Source organism: Aeribacillus sp. FSL K6-8210 (assembly GCF_037963925.1).
Taxonomy (GTDB): Bacteria; Bacillota; Bacilli; order Bacillales; family Aeribacillaceae; genus Aeribacillus; species Aeribacillus composti.
In genome coordinates this window covers 418,550-436,722 of record NZ_CP150172.1, presented here as the reverse complement: position 1 = coordinate 436,722, position 18,173 = coordinate 418,550, and the positions used below count along the sequence as shown (strand labels likewise).

The 18,173-nt window shown below is 37.4% G+C and carries 16 protein-coding genes; 2 read left to right on the top strand and 14 right to left on the bottom strand.

Annotation, left to right across the window (positions count from 1 at the left end; genetic code table 11):
• Positions 1 to 8: 8 nt before the first annotated feature.
• The 9 genes from NSQ41_RS02245 to iolA all read right to left on the bottom strand — a co-directional run bounded on the left by NSQ41_RS02245 (position 9) and on the right by iolA (position 11,084).
• Positions 9 to 1,001, bottom strand: coding sequence for an ABC transporter permease (locus NSQ41_RS02245; RefSeq protein WP_063387628.1), 993 nt, complete (start codon positions 999 to 1,001; stop codon positions 9 to 11).
• The gene (locus NSQ41_RS02240) at positions 1,001 to 2,485 is read right to left on the bottom strand and encodes a sugar ABC transporter ATP-binding protein (protein WP_063387651.1); all 1,485 of its coding nucleotides are present in this window, start codon (positions 2,483 to 2,485) and stop codon (positions 1,001 to 1,003) included. Before NSQ41_RS02240 ends, NSQ41_RS02245 begins: the two co-directional genes overlap by 1 nt.
• 102 nt (positions 2,486 to 2,587) lie before the next feature.
• Positions 2,588 to 3,607, bottom strand: coding sequence for an inositol 2-dehydrogenase (gene iolG, locus NSQ41_RS02235; protein WP_066248131.1), 1,020 nt, complete (start codon positions 3,605 to 3,607; stop codon positions 2,588 to 2,590).
• Between the two features lie 13 nt (positions 3,608 to 3,620).
• Positions 3,621 to 4,619, bottom strand: coding sequence for a Gfo/Idh/MocA family oxidoreductase (locus NSQ41_RS02230; protein ID WP_339198506.1), 999 nt, complete (start codon positions 4,617 to 4,619; stop codon positions 3,621 to 3,623).
• 157 nt (positions 4,620 to 4,776) lie between these two features.
• Positions 4,777 to 5,670: a myo-inosose-2 dehydratase gene (gene iolE / locus NSQ41_RS02225; RefSeq protein WP_063387631.1), complete on the bottom strand. Its 894-nt coding sequence runs from the start codon at positions 5,668 to 5,670 to the stop codon at positions 4,777 to 4,779.
• Between the two features lie 15 nt (positions 5,671 to 5,685).
• The gene (gene iolD / locus NSQ41_RS02220) at positions 5,686 to 7,596 is read right to left on the bottom strand and encodes a 3D-(3,5/4)-trihydroxycyclohexane-1,2-dione acylhydrolase (decyclizing) (protein WP_144598228.1); all 1,911 of its coding nucleotides are present in this window, start codon (positions 7,594 to 7,596) and stop codon (positions 5,686 to 5,688) included.
• A 25-nt stretch (positions 7,597 to 7,621) separates the two neighbouring features.
• Positions 7,622 to 8,599: a 5-dehydro-2-deoxygluconokinase gene (iolC, locus tag NSQ41_RS02215; RefSeq protein ID WP_063387633.1), complete on the bottom strand. Its 978-nt coding sequence runs from the start codon at positions 8,597 to 8,599 to the stop codon at positions 7,622 to 7,624.
• Between the two features lie 26 nt (positions 8,600 to 8,625).
• A complete protein-coding gene (gene iolB / locus NSQ41_RS02210) occupies positions 8,626 to 9,441 on the bottom strand; it encodes a 5-deoxy-glucuronate isomerase (protein WP_144598227.1) in 816 nt (271 codons plus the stop codon).
• Positions 9,442 to 9,620: 179 nt separating this feature from the next.
• Positions 9,621 to 11,084 (bottom strand): methylmalonate-semialdehyde dehydrogenase, encoded by a 1,464-nt coding sequence (iolA, locus tag NSQ41_RS02205; protein ID WP_327856897.1) that lies wholly within the window; start codon positions 11,082 to 11,084, stop codon positions 9,621 to 9,623.
• A gap of 311 nt (positions 11,085 to 11,395) precedes the next feature.
• Between iolA and NSQ41_RS02200 the strand changes: the two genes are divergently transcribed.
• Both NSQ41_RS02200 and NSQ41_RS02195 read left to right on the top strand, forming a co-directional pair.
• Positions 11,396 to 12,160, top strand: coding sequence for a DeoR/GlpR family DNA-binding transcription regulator (locus tag NSQ41_RS02200; protein WP_063387636.1), 765 nt, complete (start codon positions 11,396 to 11,398; stop codon positions 12,158 to 12,160).
• Between the two features lie 230 nt (positions 12,161 to 12,390).
• Positions 12,391 to 12,531 (top strand): hypothetical protein, encoded by a 141-nt coding sequence (locus tag NSQ41_RS02195; RefSeq protein ID WP_339198498.1) that lies wholly within the window; start codon positions 12,391 to 12,393, stop codon positions 12,529 to 12,531.
• A gap of 445 nt (positions 12,532 to 12,976) precedes the next feature.
• Here NSQ41_RS02195 and NSQ41_RS02190 read toward each other — a convergent pair whose 3' ends face one another.
• From NSQ41_RS02190 to NSQ41_RS02170, 5 genes are all read right to left on the bottom strand, one after another.
• A complete protein-coding gene (locus tag NSQ41_RS02190; protein ID WP_063387638.1) occupies positions 12,977 to 13,627 on the bottom strand; it encodes a cupin domain-containing protein in 651 nt (216 codons plus the stop codon).
• Positions 13,628 to 14,497: 870 nt separating this feature from the next.
• Positions 14,498 to 14,938, bottom strand: coding sequence for a stage II sporulation protein M (locus tag NSQ41_RS02185; protein ID WP_339210893.1), 441 nt, complete (start codon positions 14,936 to 14,938; stop codon positions 14,498 to 14,500).
• 109 nt (positions 14,939 to 15,047) lie between these two features.
• Positions 15,048 to 15,773 carry an ABC transporter ATP-binding protein gene (locus tag NSQ41_RS02180; protein ID WP_339210892.1) on the bottom strand — a complete coding sequence of 242 codons (726 nt, stop codon included), beginning with the start codon at positions 15,771 to 15,773 and terminating at the stop codon, positions 15,048 to 15,050.
• On the bottom strand, positions 15,766 to 17,442 hold the full coding sequence (locus tag NSQ41_RS02175; protein ID WP_339198491.1) for a hypothetical protein: 1,677 nt from the start codon (positions 17,440 to 17,442) through the stop codon (positions 15,766 to 15,768). Before NSQ41_RS02175 ends, NSQ41_RS02180 begins: the two co-directional genes overlap by 8 nt.
• Before the next feature lie 125 nt (positions 17,443 to 17,567).
• Positions 17,568 to 17,699 (bottom strand): hypothetical protein, encoded by a 132-nt coding sequence (locus tag NSQ41_RS02170; RefSeq protein ID WP_232515647.1) that lies wholly within the window; start codon positions 17,697 to 17,699, stop codon positions 17,568 to 17,570.
• Positions 17,700 to 18,173: the final 474 nt, after the last annotated feature.

The following is an 18,173-nucleotide window of genomic DNA, read 5'->3' as shown; positions in this document are numbered from 1 at the left end:
TGAAAAAGTTAGTCTTTCTTGCTTTTTCTCTGTCTAATCACATCTACATAAACAGCCGCTATAATAACAAATCCTATGACTGCCATTTGAAAATCGGCTGAAACATTCAATAAGTTAAGGCCATTTCTCAACACAGCAATAATTAAAGCTCCTATCAGAGTTCCCCAAACTGTTCCAACTCCACCAAAAAAGCTTGCTCCGCCAATAATTACCGCTGCAATAGCATCCAATTCATATGATAAACCTGCTAGCGGGAAGGCAGAATTTACTCTTCCTACCATAACTAATCCTGCCAGCGATGCCATAAAACCACTGATCGTATAAACAATGACAAGAACACGATCAACATTGATTCCGGATAAATGAGCTGCTTCTTTATTTCCTCCAATTGCATAAATATATCTTCCGGTTTTTGTTCTAGTTAAAAATATATGGAAAATGATATACATCACGATAACTAGCAAAAAACTCACAGGAATTGGACCGACAAATTCTCTCCCCAAAAATTGAATTAAATATGGGAAGCCGGCAATAGGTGCAGCTGCTGTTACAATCAACGCTAAACCACGTGCTATGTTCATTGTTCCAAGAGTAGAAATAAACGGATGAGGCAATTTAAGCTTTGTCAGCAATATTCCGTTTAGCCACCCAAAAAAACATCCTACTAATAAGCAAACAAGAATTCCTAAAATGGGATGCATGCCCATATTAACGGAAACAATCCCCATTAACATGATTGAAATAGCTAAAATGGATCCGACCGATAAGTCGATACCTGCAGTCAAAATCGGCAAGAGCATTCCTAAAGCCAACAATGCATTAATGGATGACTGTCTGGCGATATTCATGATGTTATTGATGGTTAAAAACTTATCCGATAGAATCGTGAGAACTGTACATAAAATGATAAGCCCGATCAGAGCGCCAAACTTACTAAGGTAATGCTTGACAGATTTCTTTTCAACATTCGTTTCCGAGCTGTTCACCGCTAACTCTCTCATCAATTACTCCCTCCTGTAGCCGCTTTCATAATCTTCTCTTGCGAAGCTTCATTTATAGGAAAGTCTGCTGTTATTTTTCCTTCAGACATCACCAGTACGCGATCGCACATTCCTAAAATTTCTGGCAAATCAGATGAAATCATTAAAACGATGGCTCCATTTTCAACTAATTGATTCATCAACCGATATACTTCCACTTTAGCGCCAACGTCGATACCACGTGTCGGTTCATCAAATATAAAGACTTTCGCTTTTGTACAAAGCCATTTGGCTATAACGACTTTTTGCTGGTTTCCTCCGCTCAGCTTTCTTGCATTCAGTTCAATATTTCCCGGGCGGATTTTCAATTCTTTTACATAGTCCATGGCTCCCTGCTTGATTTTTTTCAAATCTATTAATTTGCTCTTTTTTCTAAAGTTATCCATATTAGCAAGGACAATGTTCATGTATAACGGCTGATCCAGCAGCAAACCTTCACTTTTTCTATCCTCTGTAATAAAGGCTATTCCGGCAGAGATGGCGTCCCTAGGTGATTTAATGTCGACTAATTTTCCGTCAACATAGATCTTCCCTTTTTCCTTTTTATCTGCACCAAAAATGGCTCTTGCCAGCTCCGTTCTGCCGGCACCAACAAGTCCGGAAATACCGACAATTTCGCCGCGGCGAATACTAAAGCTGACAGGTTCTTTAAAGCCGCTAACTTTTAAATCTTCGACTCTAAAGCCTTCTTCCCCTAACGTAAAGGTTTGTTTTGGATATTTTTCTTCAAGAGTTCTACCTACCATCAGTTCAATCCAATGATCCGTGCTCGTTGTCTTTACTGGAAGTGTATCGATTTTAAAGCCGTCTCTTAAAATAGTGATTCGATCGCCAATTCGTTTAATTTCTTCAAGTCTATGAGAAATAAATATGATAGCAATTCCTTTTTCTTTTAATTGTTCGACCGTTTTATATAACTGTTCTACCTCCGACTGGCTCAAACTCGCTGTTGGTTCGTCCATGATAATTAATTTCGCATCTAAAGTAAGAGCTTTCGCAATTTCGACTAGCTGCTGCTGACCTATTCCTAAGTAACCGAGCGGCTGCTCTGCAATAGCTGGATCTTGTCCAAGCATCTGCAAAAATTGCTTCGCGCTTTCTTTCATTTGTTTGTGGTTGATAAATGAAAATTTTCCATTCCCTTTAATTTCCCGGCCTAAAAATATATTTTCATAGACTTTCAGCTCTGGAATCACGTTTAGTTCTTGGTATATCGTTGCTATTCCAAGCTGCATGGCATCCAAAGGTGAGCTGATTTGAACCGGCTGGCCTTCCCAATAAATTTCTCCTTCATCTTTTTGATAGGCTCCCGTCAAAATTTTAATCAACGTTGATTTACCAGCCCCATTTTCACCTAACAGCACATGAACTTCCCCAGGTTTCACTTCAAAATCAATGCCCTTCAAAACATGATTATTTGAAAAGCTTTTTTTAATGCCCTTCATCACCAGTAAGCTTCCTTCAGCACTAGCCAATGTTTTTTCCTCCTTTCTCTGCGTATAGGAACTAATCTATTAAGAGAATCAACAGCTATTCTGAAGACAAAATCATAATATTTTAGATGTTTTCAAGGAAACTTTTTCTTGCTTAAAAAACGATTCTTGTGCCGCAACAGCAATTTCTTGAGCTTTTACTCCATCTTCAACAGTTACTTTAGGTTGATACCCCTCTAGTAAAGCATTGAAAAAGTCTTCCAGCTCGAGATAATAGGCGTCTTTAAATCTAGTCGGAAAATCTTGAACAATATCATGAACTGCGCCAGAACTGGTCAAAACTTGAATGTTATGTTGACGCAAGCCGCCAATAAAAATAGTTCCTTCCGTACCTATTACTTCCGCACGTATATCATAGCCATAATGGGCATTTCTGCTGGATTCAACGTCACCAACGGCTCCCGATTCAAATTCTAAATAACAGAGAGATTGATCCACATCTTGATATTTGGACATAAACGGATATTTTAAAACTTTGCCGTGAGCTGATACTGCTTCAACGTCTGATTCCATTAAATACCTTGCAATGTCAAAATCATGAATGGCCATATCAATAAATATACCGCCGCTATTTTTTATAAATTCTTCAGGAGGCGATGCTGGATCGCGGGAAATTCCCCGAAAATAAATTGGTTTTCCGATATCTCCTCTTAAAATTCTTTTTTTGGCTTCAGCGTACGCTGGATCGAACCGTCTCATAAAGCCGACCTGACAAATTGTGTTATGCCGCTTCATTATTTCAAAAATTTCTTTCGCTTCGTCTAAATTGCTGACAAGCGGTTTTTCAACAAAAACTGCTTTATTGCTAAAAGCTGCTTCCTTCAACAGTTCAAAATGCGTACTCGTAGGAGAAGCAATGATAACAGCCTCAATCCGATCATTGGAAAAAATATCACTTGGATTTGTAGTGAAGTTAGGAACATCTAATTCTATGGAAACTTTTTTGGCAAGCTCTTCATTTCTATCACAAATGTATACTAGTTCGGCGGATTGGATTTTTGTCTTAACGTTTACGGCATGCCAATATCCAAGACGTCCTAGCCCGATCACTGCACAGCGAATTTTTCTGTTCATTTTCATTACCTTCCTAAAATTTATTTAGACTTGCTACTACGGATTGATTGCGCAAAGATTCATAACCTTTTTCTATATAATGAATAACTTGAATAGAATTTCGGATTCCATAAACTGGTTGTTTTCCGTTGATAATGCAATCATTTACATGCTCCACTTGATTGAAATACTGATTATCTTTATATGTTTCAAACAGTATTATTTCGTTATTGTCATCTTTTACAATTACTTTGCCCTTTTGATCTGATGACACATCAGGCCGAAAAGAGGAATCTACTAAAATGGTTCCGCGCTCTCCTATAATTTCATACCGATTAATAAATGGCAGCTTCATGCTGGCGGTAATTTCGGCTGTTCTTCCAAACTCATCTACAAAGATACAAGTTGATAACATATCCACTTTATGTTCAGGGTCAACTTCCCCCAACATAACAACTTTCTCTGGTTTTATTCCGATGATCTGGCTCATCGCATGAACTCCGTAACACCCGACATCCCACATAGCTCCTCCGCCTAATGCGGGGTTTAAACGAATATCATCCCGGTCTTGCAAACTCCAAGAAAAATGTGATTTTACATGCAATATGCTTCCGATCATCCCCGAAGCCAATAAATCCTTTACACGTGCATGTTGTTTATGGAATTGATACATAAAGGCTTCCATAAAAATTACGTTGTTTTGCTCTACAGCTTCCTTTACCTTCAATAATTCTTTCGTACTAACAGCTGCAGGCTTTTCTACTAAAATATGCTTTCCCTTCTGTGCAGCTTTTATTGCCCATTCGGCGTGCAGGGCATTTGGAAGAGGAATATAAACTACATCTATCGATTCATCTTCTAACAATTGATCGTAATCACTATAAACCTTTGGAATATTGAATCGGGCGACTTTTTCTTTGCTTCTGCTCGCAATCGCTACAACTTCGGAACGAGAGGATTGTCTCAGGGCAGGAAGAAGCTGCTCGTAAGCAATATTAGCTGCACTCATAATTCCCCACTTTACTTTTTCCATTTTGATCACCTTTCACAAAATTTTCTGAACGGCAAAGGTAAAATCATGACCGCCCAGCATCCCATTACAATCAAAGTTACGAATCGATTGTTTCGATTAACGGGTGACATTTTTTTAAAGAGCGAAACTGTTGTTTGTTTCATCCCCCATGCCCTGCTTAAGAGTTGTTTAATAATTTTTCATTTATATACTTACGAGCAATTAAAGCGTATTCCAATGGATGGGCTATTGACGGATCTTGTTCGGCTTCAACGATAATCCATCCTTTGTATTGATGGTCCAATAGTTTTTGATAAAGTACGGTAAAATCAATGCAGCCGTCCCCTGGTACCGTAAAGATTCCGCTTAAGAAGGAATTCATGAATGATTTTCCTTCTTTTTTGCACTCCTCCATTATCTTTTTTCTTACATCTTTAAAGTGCACGTGTTTTATGCGGTCAATATGCTTGTTTAATAGCTGCTGGCAATCTTCATCGGAAACATAGATGTGGCCTGTGTCATAGAGCAGGTGCACGTAGTTTGCATCAGTGTTTTCCATTAACCGATCAATCTCCGGAAGGGTTTGAACCCCCGTTCCCATATGATGGTGATAAACTAATTTCAAACCGTACTGCACAGCGATTTTTCCCAGTTCGTTCAGGCCTTCGCATAATTGGGTCCACTCGGCATCTGTAAAGTGCGGCTTTTCGGAAAAAACATTTTTATCGGTACCTTGAATGCTGTAAGTCTGCTCAGAAACTACTGCCACATCTGCATGAACTTCATACAAGTATTGACAATGCTGATGGAAAGCCCGTTTAGCTTCTTCTATGCCGTCGCGGATAATAAAACTGCTAAACCACCGTCCTGCTATTTTTAAGTTTCGCAGCTTCAATTCCTTGTTTAACACTTTCGGCTCAGGGAAAAAGCCGCCGACTTCGGTGCCTTCAAAACCTGCGACAACAATGTCGCTTAAAAGGTGCTGCAACGTATTTTCAGCTCCGATTTCCGGTATATCATCATTTCTCCAGCCAATCGGCGAAATTCCCCATAAGATGTCTTGCTCTCCCATTGTTTGTCTCCTTCTTTAATATTGTTTGGCAGTTTTTAAATTTTCTTGTTTTTCTTTAAATGCTTTTTGCACACTTTCCTTTTCAGAGACTTCCGCAACCCCGACATGCCACCAGCTTTCATAGCCATTTGTCATGGTCTTTGGAAGCACTTTCATTTCTATTAAAGTAGATACATTTTGTTTCTTGGCATCTTCTAATGCTGCTTTCAATTCTTCGACTGTATTGGCACGGTAAGTTTTGGCTCCGTAGCCTTCAGCCACTTTTGCATAATCAATGTTCATGATTTGATTGTCATGTGTTCGGAATTCGCAATAATAGCTTCCCATTCCATTGCCCATTTGCAGGTTGCTAATACAGCCAAATCCTGAGTTGTCAAACAGCAAAATATTAATTTTATGATTATATTGAATGGCTGTAACCAATTCAGAATGCAGCATGAGGAAGCTGCCGTCGCCGACCATGGCATAAACTTCTTTGTTAGGCTGCGCAAGCTTGATTCCTAAAGCACCCGACACTTCATATCCCATACACGAATACCCGTATTCCATATGGTATGTGTTAGGTTCTGTTGAATGCCATAAGCGTTGAAGATCTCCAGGCAATGAACCAGCTGAACCGATGATGATACTGTCAGGCGAAACCGCTTCATTAATCGCCAATAATGCGGTGGTCTGCGCCAATTCTGTATTTAACGCATCTGCATATTCATTCAGCACTTCTTGGGAAAACTGATCTTTTATTTCCGGTGTAAAGTTTTCCCTGTCAAACACTATCTTGCTTAAACGGTCGCGCTCTCTCAGCCACTCCTCTTTTAATTCGACAATTTGATCTCCGAATTCGCTTTTATACCCGTCCAACAGCGGGAATAACAGCTCCAAAGTTGTTTTGGCATCTGCGACTACTTGAAAACCATCCATTTTATAGGCCTGCAAACGGCTGACATTAATGTTCAAAAACTTTGCCTGTTCAAAATTGAACGCTGTTTTCGACGAAGTCGTAAAATCTGTATATCTTGTTCCCACTCCAATAATCAAATCCGCTTCTTTAGCCGCTTTATTGGCAGCTAATGTTCCGGTTACTCCGATTCCGCCCAAATTATTTTTAAATGTTGATTCGACTGTCGATTTTCCGGCTTGCGTTTCGACAAGCGGAATATCATGCTTCTCGGAAAGCTTGATTAAAATATCCCTCGCTTGGGAATATTTTGCACCGCCGCCCACAATGATAAGTGGTTTTTTGCTTGATTTTATTAATTCTGCAGCTCCCTTTAGCTCTCGATCGGTCGGCAATTTGCGGTCAAGATAGTGCACCCGTTTTTCAAAAAATTTCTCATCAAAATCAAACGCTTCCCCTTCGGCATCTTGCGAAATGCAGATGGTCGCAGGACCCGCTTTGGCCGGATCTGTCATCACTTCAAATGCTCTGATTAAACTTGACATCAACTGTTCAGGGCGTGTGATCCGATCCCAATATCTTGATACGGGCTTGAGCGCATCATTGGTTGTCACCGCCGTACTATATTCATGTTCCACTTGCTGCAAAACAGGATCAGGCTGGCGGGTTGCAAAGGTATCTGCAGGGAGCAGAAGGACGGGAATATTATTGGAAAGAGCTGTACCCGCTGCCGCGACCAAGTTGGCCGACCCCGGTCCAACCGACGTGGTGACGGCAAATATTTTTTGCCGAAGCATTTGTTTGCTGTAAGCAATGGCTGCATGCGCCATTCCTTGTTCATTTTTCCCTTGAATTACTTTTAAATGGCCGGGATCTTGCTCAAGCGCCTGACCAATTCCTAAAACATTGCCATGTCCGAACACATTGAAGATTCCTTCCACAAAGGGAAATTCTTTACCGTCAACGTGAATGTATTGTTGGTTTAAAAATTTGATTAAAGCTTGAGCTGTTGTCAGCCGGATAGTTCCCATCTTTTTCACCCCTGATCGTATTCAATTAAGATCTTTCGGCAATGAGTTGTTCGATTTCTTCTGCTTTCGGCATTGCATCAGAAGAGCTGTGTCTGCTGACGACAATAGCTGCTGAGGCGCTCCCGTATTTTAAAGCCGTCTCAATGTCCTTGCCTGTAATTAGCGCATACAAGAAGGCTGAAGCGTATGCATCCCCTGCACCGAACGTTTTTAATACTTTTGTCCGATAAGCATTCGCTTGAAATGTTTCACCTGATTTCGCATACGCATAAGAGCCTTCAACGCCATGCTTAATGATAATCAGGTCCGGCGAATGCTGAAACAAATAGCGAACGGTCTCTTCGTTTTTCCCGTCTTTTGTTCCTTCCATGATATCGTATTCGTCGCGGGTGCCGATCACAACGTCTGCCTTTTCCGCCACCAATGAATAATAAACAGAAGTTTCATCAGTAGATATCCAAGTGTACGGGCGATAATCCAATTCAAATATGACTTTCACATCATGTTTTTTCGCCAGAGAGATCGCTTTCAAAACAGCTTCTCTCGAAGGGCTTTTAGATAGCGCCGTACCGGAAACAAGCAAAATTTTGGATCTTTTGATATATTCCTCATCTACCTCGGACGGTTTCAAATAGAGGTCTGCTACATTTTCACGATACATTAAGATGCTGCAGTCTTCCGGACTTTTAATTTCTGTAAAAGCCAATCCGGTTTTATGCCCCTCCTGATCAACGACCATATGGGATGTGTCAACCCCAACATTGCGCATATACTGCTCAATAAAACGGCCATGCTGATCGTCTGAAATTTTTCCGATGAATCCAGCCTTCAGCCCTAATTTTGAACAGCCAATGGCAATATTAGCCGGAGAGCCTCCAACATATTTTGTAAAAGTCATCGTTTCTTCCATCGGACGGTTGTATTCCACAGCGTTTAAATCAATGCATGCACGGCCAATTGCAATGATGTCAAATTCTCTGTCGGTATTGAAATCATATCTCATCTTTGATAAACAGCTCCTTGTATTTTTTAACGTTTCAATATCCATTCATGATCAGGGTCATTGTAAAATTTCCAAATCCGTTTCGGGCCTGCCATAACATTTAAATAATAAGAGGTATAACCGTCTGGTACGCCGACCGGATGATATCCTTTCGGCACGATGACAACATCACCGTTTTCAACTGTCATCGTTTCATCTAGTGAACGATCGTCCGTATAAACTCGCTGAAAAACGAATCCTTGAGGCGGATCCATTTCATGATAATAGGTCTCTTCCAATAGCGACTCATTTGGTAAGTTATCACGGTCATGCTTATGCGGAGGATAGCTTGACCAATTGCCGCTTTCCGTAAACACTTCCACCACTAAAAGACTATTCGCACTTGGATCTGAATCAGGCAAAATATTGTGGACAAAACGTTTATTGTTAAGTATCCCCCTATGCTCGATTCCTACATTTTCTGCTTTAATCCATTTCGTAGGCAGCTGACGTTCAGACGGGGAATAGCATAAGGCAACGCGCGCTTTTGTTACTCCTTCAACCTCAAAATGGCGCTGATTGGAAACATATACGCTGTCCGTCGGGATCTTTTCAAAAACACTTTCCCGCGTGCCTAAATTTTTGAAATTTTCATCACCGACTGAAACATTAATTTTTCCCGTTAAGGCGACGATGCAGCATTCTTGGTTTCCTAATAATTCCGAATATTTTGCGTTCGGATCTAAATCAATGACTTTAAATCCCACATATTCCAAAGGAGAGTTTTCTGATGTTACTTCATGAACAACTATTACTCCCTTTTCGATTTCTTTATTGTTCGGTTTTCGCAGCAAATGACTCATATATACCTCCCTCACATGGCGGCGGTTTTCTTTTTCTTAAAGGAAAGAAAACCGAAAAAACAATTGTTTTCTTAAAGCTTTTGACAAAGCCGTCGCGCTCTCTTTTCCGATTCATTTTCAGGCTCATGAAGCTGAATAATGAGCCTGAAGGATGAATCTTCTATCACATTACCAATCTATTATTCAAAACTTGGCGTTTTATAGCGCGCTGTGACAACCTTTTTGCGCGTATAAAAATCAACGCTGTCTTTTCCGTTGGCGTGCAATGTTCCAAAGAACGAAGACTTCCATCCGGAGAACGGGAAGAACGCCATTGGAGCCGGCACTCCTAAGTTAACGCCTAGCATACCTGCATCAATATTTTCGCGGAAATAGCGAATGGCTTGGGCGTTCGTTGTAAAAATACATGCGCCGTTGGCAAACTCAGATCTATTTGCAATTTCGATCGCTTCTTTTAAATGTTTCACCCGAATGATCGATAAGACAGGTGCAAAAATTTCGTCCTTCCAAATGGTCATATCAGTTGTAACATGGTCAAAAATCGTTGGTCCGATAAAAAACCCGTCGTCTGTTGCACGATTGCGTCCGTCACATACCAAGGTCGCGCCTTCTTCTACACCCTTTTCAATATAACGGATCGTGCGTTTTTTATTTTCTTCTCGGATGACCGGTCCTAGCAAGACACCGTCATCAAGGCCGTTGCCCATTTTAATATTTTCTGTTTCTTCTTTTAACTTGGCGATAAATTGATCAGCAATTTCTTCTTCCACCGTCACAACTGAACATGCCATGCATCGTTCTCCTGCTGATCCGAATGCTGAAGAAATAATATTGGTAACAGCATCATCCAAGTTGGCATCCTTTAACACAATCGTATGGTTTTTCGCTCCAGTCAACGCCTGAACACGTTTTAAATTTTCACTAGCCCGTTTATAAACGTATTCGCCAACCGGCTTGGAGCCAACGAACGAAATCGCTTTGATATCCGGATGATCCAAAATTCCGTTGACAACATCATGCGCTCCATTTACCACATTTAATACACCTTTTGGAAGACCCGCTTCTGTAAACAAGTTGACTAATTTTTCGATTAAGAGCGGTGTTCTTTCAGATGGTTTTAATATAAAAGTATTGCCAAGCGCTATTGCCATTGGGAACATCCAGCAAGGCACCATCATCGGGAAGTTAAACGGAGTAATCCCGCCGACCACGCCGATCGGATAGCGGTAATTGGTCGCCTCAATATCAGTCGCAATCGTTGATAAGGAATCCCCCATCATTAAAGTAGGCGCTCCTGCCGCAAACTCTACATTTTCTATTCCGCGCTGAACTTCTCCTAATGCTTCAGAATAACTTTTTCCATTTTCAATCGTAATGATCCGCGCTAATTCTTCCCTATGCTTTATTAACAGCTGCTGAAAATTAAATAGAATTCTTGCACGGCGAGGAACAGGGACGTTTTTCCATTCCTCAAAAGCTTTTTTGGCAACTTCTACAGCTTCATCCACTTCCTCTTTTGTAGAAAGAGGAACTTGGCCAATTACTTCTTTAGTAGCAGGATTGTAAACATCTTCATATTTTGTTGCTTTACTTTCAACCCATTCGCCATTAATGTAATTTTTTAATTTTAATGCGTTAGACATTTTCTGTCCCCCTTAATTCATCAACACTAGTTGATCATAAATAGTTGGTATGTTTTTTAAAAAATTGATGATATTATTGTTATATATTAGTTATATTTTGGTTATATCTCGATTTTTATGATAATATTAAAAGCGTTTTCAGTCAACAAAAATTTTAAAATATTTCTGCTACTAATCGGCTAAATCTTCATTATTATTGAACTTATAGGGTAATATAGATATAATTAACGTTGATGGTTAAGTTTTGGTTAACTTTATAATTTGTTTCAAATATTAGCCAGTGAAAACTAAAGAAAGCAAGAGGGATCCACATGTTAAAATCTAAACGAATAGAACAAATAGAAAAATATGTTTTTGAACATCAAACCGTTTCGTTGGACGAACTTGTTAAGGAATTCAATGTGTCGAAAAACACCATCCGGCGCGATGTTCAACAATTAGTTGAACGGGGAACGATCAAAAAGGTGTACGGAGGAGTTGCTGTTAATCATACAACATTAGAATCATTTACGGTCAGACAAACCCGCAATCAAAAGCAGAAAAAAGCCGTTGCCAAAGCAGCCGCAAAATATGTTGAGGACGGCGATATTATTTATATTGATTCGGGAACAACAACATTGGAAATGGTGGAATATTTGCAAACAAAACAGGTTACGATCATCACAAACAATTTGGACTTTATTATAAATTCGTACCCTTATCCAAACTTAAACGTTCTGACAACAGGTGGAGTATTTGAACGTAAAACGAAATCGTTCGTCAGTCTCAAAAATATGGATATATTACAAAGCTACAATATTAATAAAGCTTTCATGGCATCAACCGGCATCTCCATTTCAAATGGCGTAACGAACTCTTCCCCGCTTGAAAGCGAAATAAAACAAACAATTGTAAAAAGAAGTGAACAAGTTTATTTATTGGTAGATCATGATAAATTTGATAAATACGCTTTAATGACTTATTGCCGTCTTGATGAGGTTGATTATATTATTACGGACACTGCTCCGAGCGAGCAATACCAGGAATTTGCCAAAAAACACAATATCCAGCTTGTCATTGCTGATAATGAAAATTAAACATAAAACATCGTTGACAAGCGGCTAGCAGCTTTTTCTTTTGTCAAATTGTTTTTGAGGTGACTGAATCCTTGTTCTCATCATGACTTCCTCAAGCTTGTTCACCTTTTAACGATGGAGACATATTTTAATAGATTTTCGAAATCGTTCCTGCTGTTCTATGGAACAGGAAGTAATTGATTCATTCAGTAGATAAGTGTAAATGTTTTTATTTTAACGGACACAACAGAGTGAAAGCCATTCGATTATTCTATTTTCAAGCTGCTGGTCGAACCAATTGGCAAAAAGGATTTAAACCTGCGGTTACAATTGGACAATTTGCAAACAGAGAAGCCCTCCCTTCAACACCGCTTGATCAAAAATCAACTTAGTTATGCAAAAACCCCCGCCTTTTTTTCGTTTTGGGAACTAACTGTTGCAAAGTATGTATAAAGATTTTTAAGGCAAATCATGAAAACCTCCTTCGGCAAACATAAAACCCTTGGACAAATCCTTTTACTTTACTGGATTGCCCAAGGGTTTAAGAATATTTGCGAAACGAATTCATGAGTTGAGGAGTTACACCACATGTCGCTCACCGCCGCATATTTGCTTAGCATAGTTCTTCCTGAAACATTCTTCCAGTGATTATACCCTAACAGCTTACGAAGCAATGTTTCCAACCACCTTTTCCTTATCTAAGAGATGGTTTCAACAAAAAAAGAGAATTGCCATAAGATTTCTATAATCAGGAACTGTATCATACGACTGGAATTTTCAGTAAATTCTCAAAACAAAACCTATCAAAGGAAAAATACCTCCTTTAAAGGTTCTGCCTTAGGAAAGGCTGGGACTATAAGATGCGAATGGGTAATTATAAGGGTAATGATGATAATGATGGATATAATTTGGATTTTGGCGGGTCGATCTAGTTTGATCATTTTCATATTTCTTACGTTTACAGTTTTTATGTGGGCCGATAAATGTGTTCGGTTGAATAGGAGCTATAGTTTTCTTCCATTCCTGTTCATTCAGGCAATAAGTATGCGCCATGATATTTGACGGAGTAAGCTTTAAGATATCTGAACCTAAAATCACCTCAGGAGTCGGGGCATCAAATATTGCCAGAAGGTGTGTATTATCCTTGGTTGCTACTTCGTAATGCCACCATGCTTGCGGAATATTTACCACCTGCCCCGGCTTAATTGGATAGTTATGAATTTGTTTTGTAAATGGGTTCAACATCGAGACAGTGGCAGCACCGGAAATACAATAGACCAGCTCAGCTGCATTTTGATGATAGTGAGGTTCTATAACATTATTTTTGCTTAAAAAAATATCCAATAAAGATATGTTTTCTAATGTGTTTAACTGTTTAATTCCCAAGATATTTATAAAGTTGTGTTTATCCTTTGTGAACGATCTACTCTTGTTGACATCGAAGGTGAATTGCGTTTTAGGTGATGTGTAATCCAAATATGCAACCATGTGCACTCATCCTTTGTGTTTAAATATTTCACCATAATCTATGCAGACACGTATTAGTAGTGCAAGTACCTAAATAAAAAAGCCAAAGATCTCCCTGTACCTAAAATATGGGCGATATAAAAAATTAGGGATAATCTTTTCCAGAAAGGGTAATATGCCGAAACTTCCTTGAGCTTTCTCGCAGCCAAAGGCAATTTTCCCCCTGACCGATTCGCTATCTATGCAGGATCATGAAGACGTACACATTAATCGGAGCGAAATAGTTGAACTTTTATCGTTGCAAAAACATCAGGCAGCTCAATATCAACGTCATCTCTATTTTGTGATTTGGCCAGTTATTTTTCAGTCAAAATCATTTTTGAAAACAATAATGACTTTGTTTTAATTCGAAAATAGTTGCACAACTGACCAATGTAAGACTATACTTTTTGGGATAAGCAAATCACATACTGCCTAAGCCTTCCTTGGTCAATGGTTATAAATTCAGCATTCTGTTTGAAAGAAGAGTACTTCCTAATTGTAAAAAATAAAATGTTAAACAATAACTAATTTACCAATATTCCAAACCATACCAACTTGATACTTGGTTTATGAATAATATTCATTTATATCCCCCTCGTAAGAAGATGATAAATTAAAAAAAATGAGAGTATAAAAAGAAACAGTAATTCAAAGCCCAAAAAAAGGAATTTTAACATTTTATTGTTTATCTTTCCTTCTAATTGCCAAGTAAGAATAAACATAGACAAAATTAAGGGGAATAAACCTAAATATAGATTTTTAGTTAGTACTATAACGATCAATGCTAAGAAAAAAAGGGCAGTTGATAGAAAATTTGCAAATTTTGCACTCATGACATGACCTCCAATATTATAATGGGGTTATATACCATTCTATTATTGCTGCCAATGTAAGGAAAATTAATATTATACTGGTTAATAGGGCTATTTCAAATAACGTCTGTTTTATTAGCTGTTTTGCACTTAAAGAAGTACGGAAATATTCAATAATAATTGATACGCCTTTTAATCCAATGATTCCACTTATTAATATCGCAGGTATCTCAAATATTCCATGCGGGATTAGCTTTACAAAAATACTTGAAATAGACAATCCAAGCTCCAATTGCTGCTGAATAGAGGAACCGACTATTAACCCATTGGTTATCAAAAATATAACAGTAGAAATACCAAGAGAAAGTAATCCTGAAGCAATAACTAGTGATGCCTTTATATTATTAAAAAGTAAGTTTTCTACATCAGAAGCCTGTATATAGTTTAAGTCTCCTCTTACTGCATCTATTCTAAACAAATACCCCCCTGCCATCCCCCAAAAAATAAAAGTAAAGAAATGACAAACAATATTTTGTTATTCGATACAAGCTTACGAACAACATCTTTTATACCCCTTCCCTGAAAATTCATTTGCTCATCATTTCTCCAGAATTTTTACCTAAGTAAACTGATGTAATACGCTTTTCTATTGAATCGAGACTTAATTTATTGGTTGAAAATTCCTCGACAATTTTACCTTTATGTAAAATCCCTATTTTATCGCATAGAGAATGTGCCAATTCAAGTAAATGTGTCGTTAGAATGACTGTTTTATCTGCTTTTACAAACTTTTTTATATACTGTCTTATAATATGTGAATTGATTAAATCGATTCCTGTCAAAGGTTCATCTAATAATAATATATCTGGATCGTTCAATAATGCTGATGCAATAGATACCTTTTGTTTCATTCCGTGGCTATATGTCTTAATCAATTCATCTTTTGCTGATGTTAAATTGAAGAGGTCAAGTAAATAAGAAACTTTATCTTTTCGCAACTCTTTCGGAACATCTAAAATAGATGCAAAGAACAAAAGATATTCTTCCCCGCTTAAATATTCATATAAAGAAGCGGAATCAGGAACAAAACTTATTTTTTTATTACTATTATTACCAACACGTTTTATGTTATCAATGTATATTTCACCATGATCTGGTTTGGATAAACCTGCAAGGATACGTAGAAAGGTAGTTTTCCCAACACCATTCGTACCAACAATCCCATAGATACAACCCGTATCCACTTGGAAATTAAGGTTATCTAAAACGATATTTTCATCATATCTTTTAGATAAATTTTTCACCTTAATCATTTTTTAAGAAAACCTCCCTGACTGAAATTTGTTTAGTATACGCAGCAACGATGGCATAAGCGCAAAAGAAAAAAGCAACGAGAATTAATATAAGAATACATGCAACCACAGTGTTTAATTTTAATCCGAAAAATTGATCTGCGATCAGTAATCCTCCTATGAAAACCGTGTATAGATAAGTTAGACCATTATTTAAAATGCTTTCTATAAAATTAGCTTTATGGGATTCACCAATTTCATAGGGATGCTCCCAATTTATCCGTGGGTATAACGCTGTTGAGAATATTTGAAATAAACCACTCAGTCCACCATAGGTGAGCATAATAGTGATTGATAAAGCATACAGAAAAATATTTACATTTATAAAAACAGAAGATAATAAGACGACGAAAAAAGTGACTAGAAATGTAAAAATAAAATATATATACCATTTTTCTTTGACAATATCCCACATTGTATATTTGGTATAAACAAGCAAGTGTATATTCTTGGCCTCTGTATCAATCGCTAATATCATTTTTAGTGAGTCGCCAACAATTTGAAATATGGCAAAAGCAAATACTGTTATAATGGATAAAAAAAACAACGGTGATGTTGAATCAATAAAATGTTGTACGACTGGCAAGGCGATTCCGATAAATACTAGCAAGCCTAATATAGTTTTTCCTATATGCCCAATAAACCATGAACTAACACGCTTAATATGAAGTATGTCTTTTACAAAAAAATATTTATTCGTATTTATGAACTTATCTTTATCAGATATAGAGCTTTTACGGGTACGAATTTGGTAATAAGGTATTAAATCTAAATGATTTAATGTTTTGATCCATATCAAAGTGAATACACCAGCTATGAATAGCATGAAAAGAAAAACGATGAAAAGTTTATGAAACTCGAGATTATATATGTCCTTAGGCAGACCGAGTTCCATTAAAAAAGACTGATATTTTATCACAATATTTGCTAATTTAATTCCAAATTTTTGTGAATTGAATAACAGTGAAGCGATCGTGAAGGGTAATAAAAAAAATAAGAGCCCAACGACTATAAATAGAAAAAAGCGATTTAATAAACGCAGTGATTGTATATAAAAAAAATGGGCAAACAAAAAGCGGAAGTATGAAAAAAACATAGTCATTATTAAACTTAATAGACTAAATAGCGGAAAATAGTAAATCAAAAATTTCAGCTCAAAACTTGGGTAATTTATATGTATCCCTAAAACTACAGGCATTAACAAAACGAACCACATTATCACTGTATTTTTCAATGAGTCACCATAAATAGAAGCAATGACTTGCAACACTCTATAACTTTTTAATTGAGACAACATTTTTGTCGTGTCATAATAAAAAACAGAAGATTTTTTATTAAAGAAACTTAATGAGTTGAAGAAAGCAAGAAATATTACAAAGCTCAAAAAGACATTTAACCATGTATTTGCATCTAGATCTTTGATGATATAACCAGTTAAAAATACTGTGAAAAAAAACAAAGCACTCATAATAAAAATCATAATGAGTGTAATCCATCTATATATCTTTCTAAGATCAATTTTATCCAGCTGCCAGTCTGCTAAAAATTTTCGCAGAGCAGATTTTCTGTTATATTTTATTATATTGATCATTTTATCTAAAAAAGAAAAGACAGAATTACTAGTAAACATTATTTAACTGGCACCTCCTGACTAGGTAAACAGAAAAAAGAGGGGGCTTGTTAATTTTAGTATTAGCTGCGAATACAAGTTTTGCCGGATTTCCGCAGCTTGTGCTTGTACTCTTTCAGCTTTAATTACCAAGCAATAGCATATTTTCTTCCTGAATTTTGAATAACGGCTTTAATTGCAGTAATACCTCCAATTGCGCCGCTAAGTCCAGCTACTGCCGCAACAATCGACCAAAGAGTTGAACCTCCAGAAACCAAATCAATAATAAGCCCTGCTGTAGCCTGTTTAATTCCGAGTTTAGTAGCTAATCATGCGAAAGATGAATTTACAGTTCCTATTTCAGTAGTAACTTGAGCTGCCATTTAACCTAATGCAAAAGTTAAAAGACTAGCAAGTAATCCTAAAATCACAATTTTTTTCAGGTCTACACATTGCTTCATTGTTACTATCTCCTAAATTAGCAATTTTATACAAATCCCTTCAACCCCCTAGATTACCATATATAGGGTTGATTGTAAATTAAATTCCATATAACACTTGTAAAATAGGAACTACTAACTATTATCATGCTTTCATCCTGGTACACAATTTTATTAATAGTTAACCGTGTCCGATTGTTCCATATAAGCCAAATTTTTTTCATATAAGTCCCCATCTCAAAGCCTTGTTGTTATAAGACCTTCAATTTAACGCTGCCAAGAAAAGAAAAAATACATAGAGCACAAACAGTA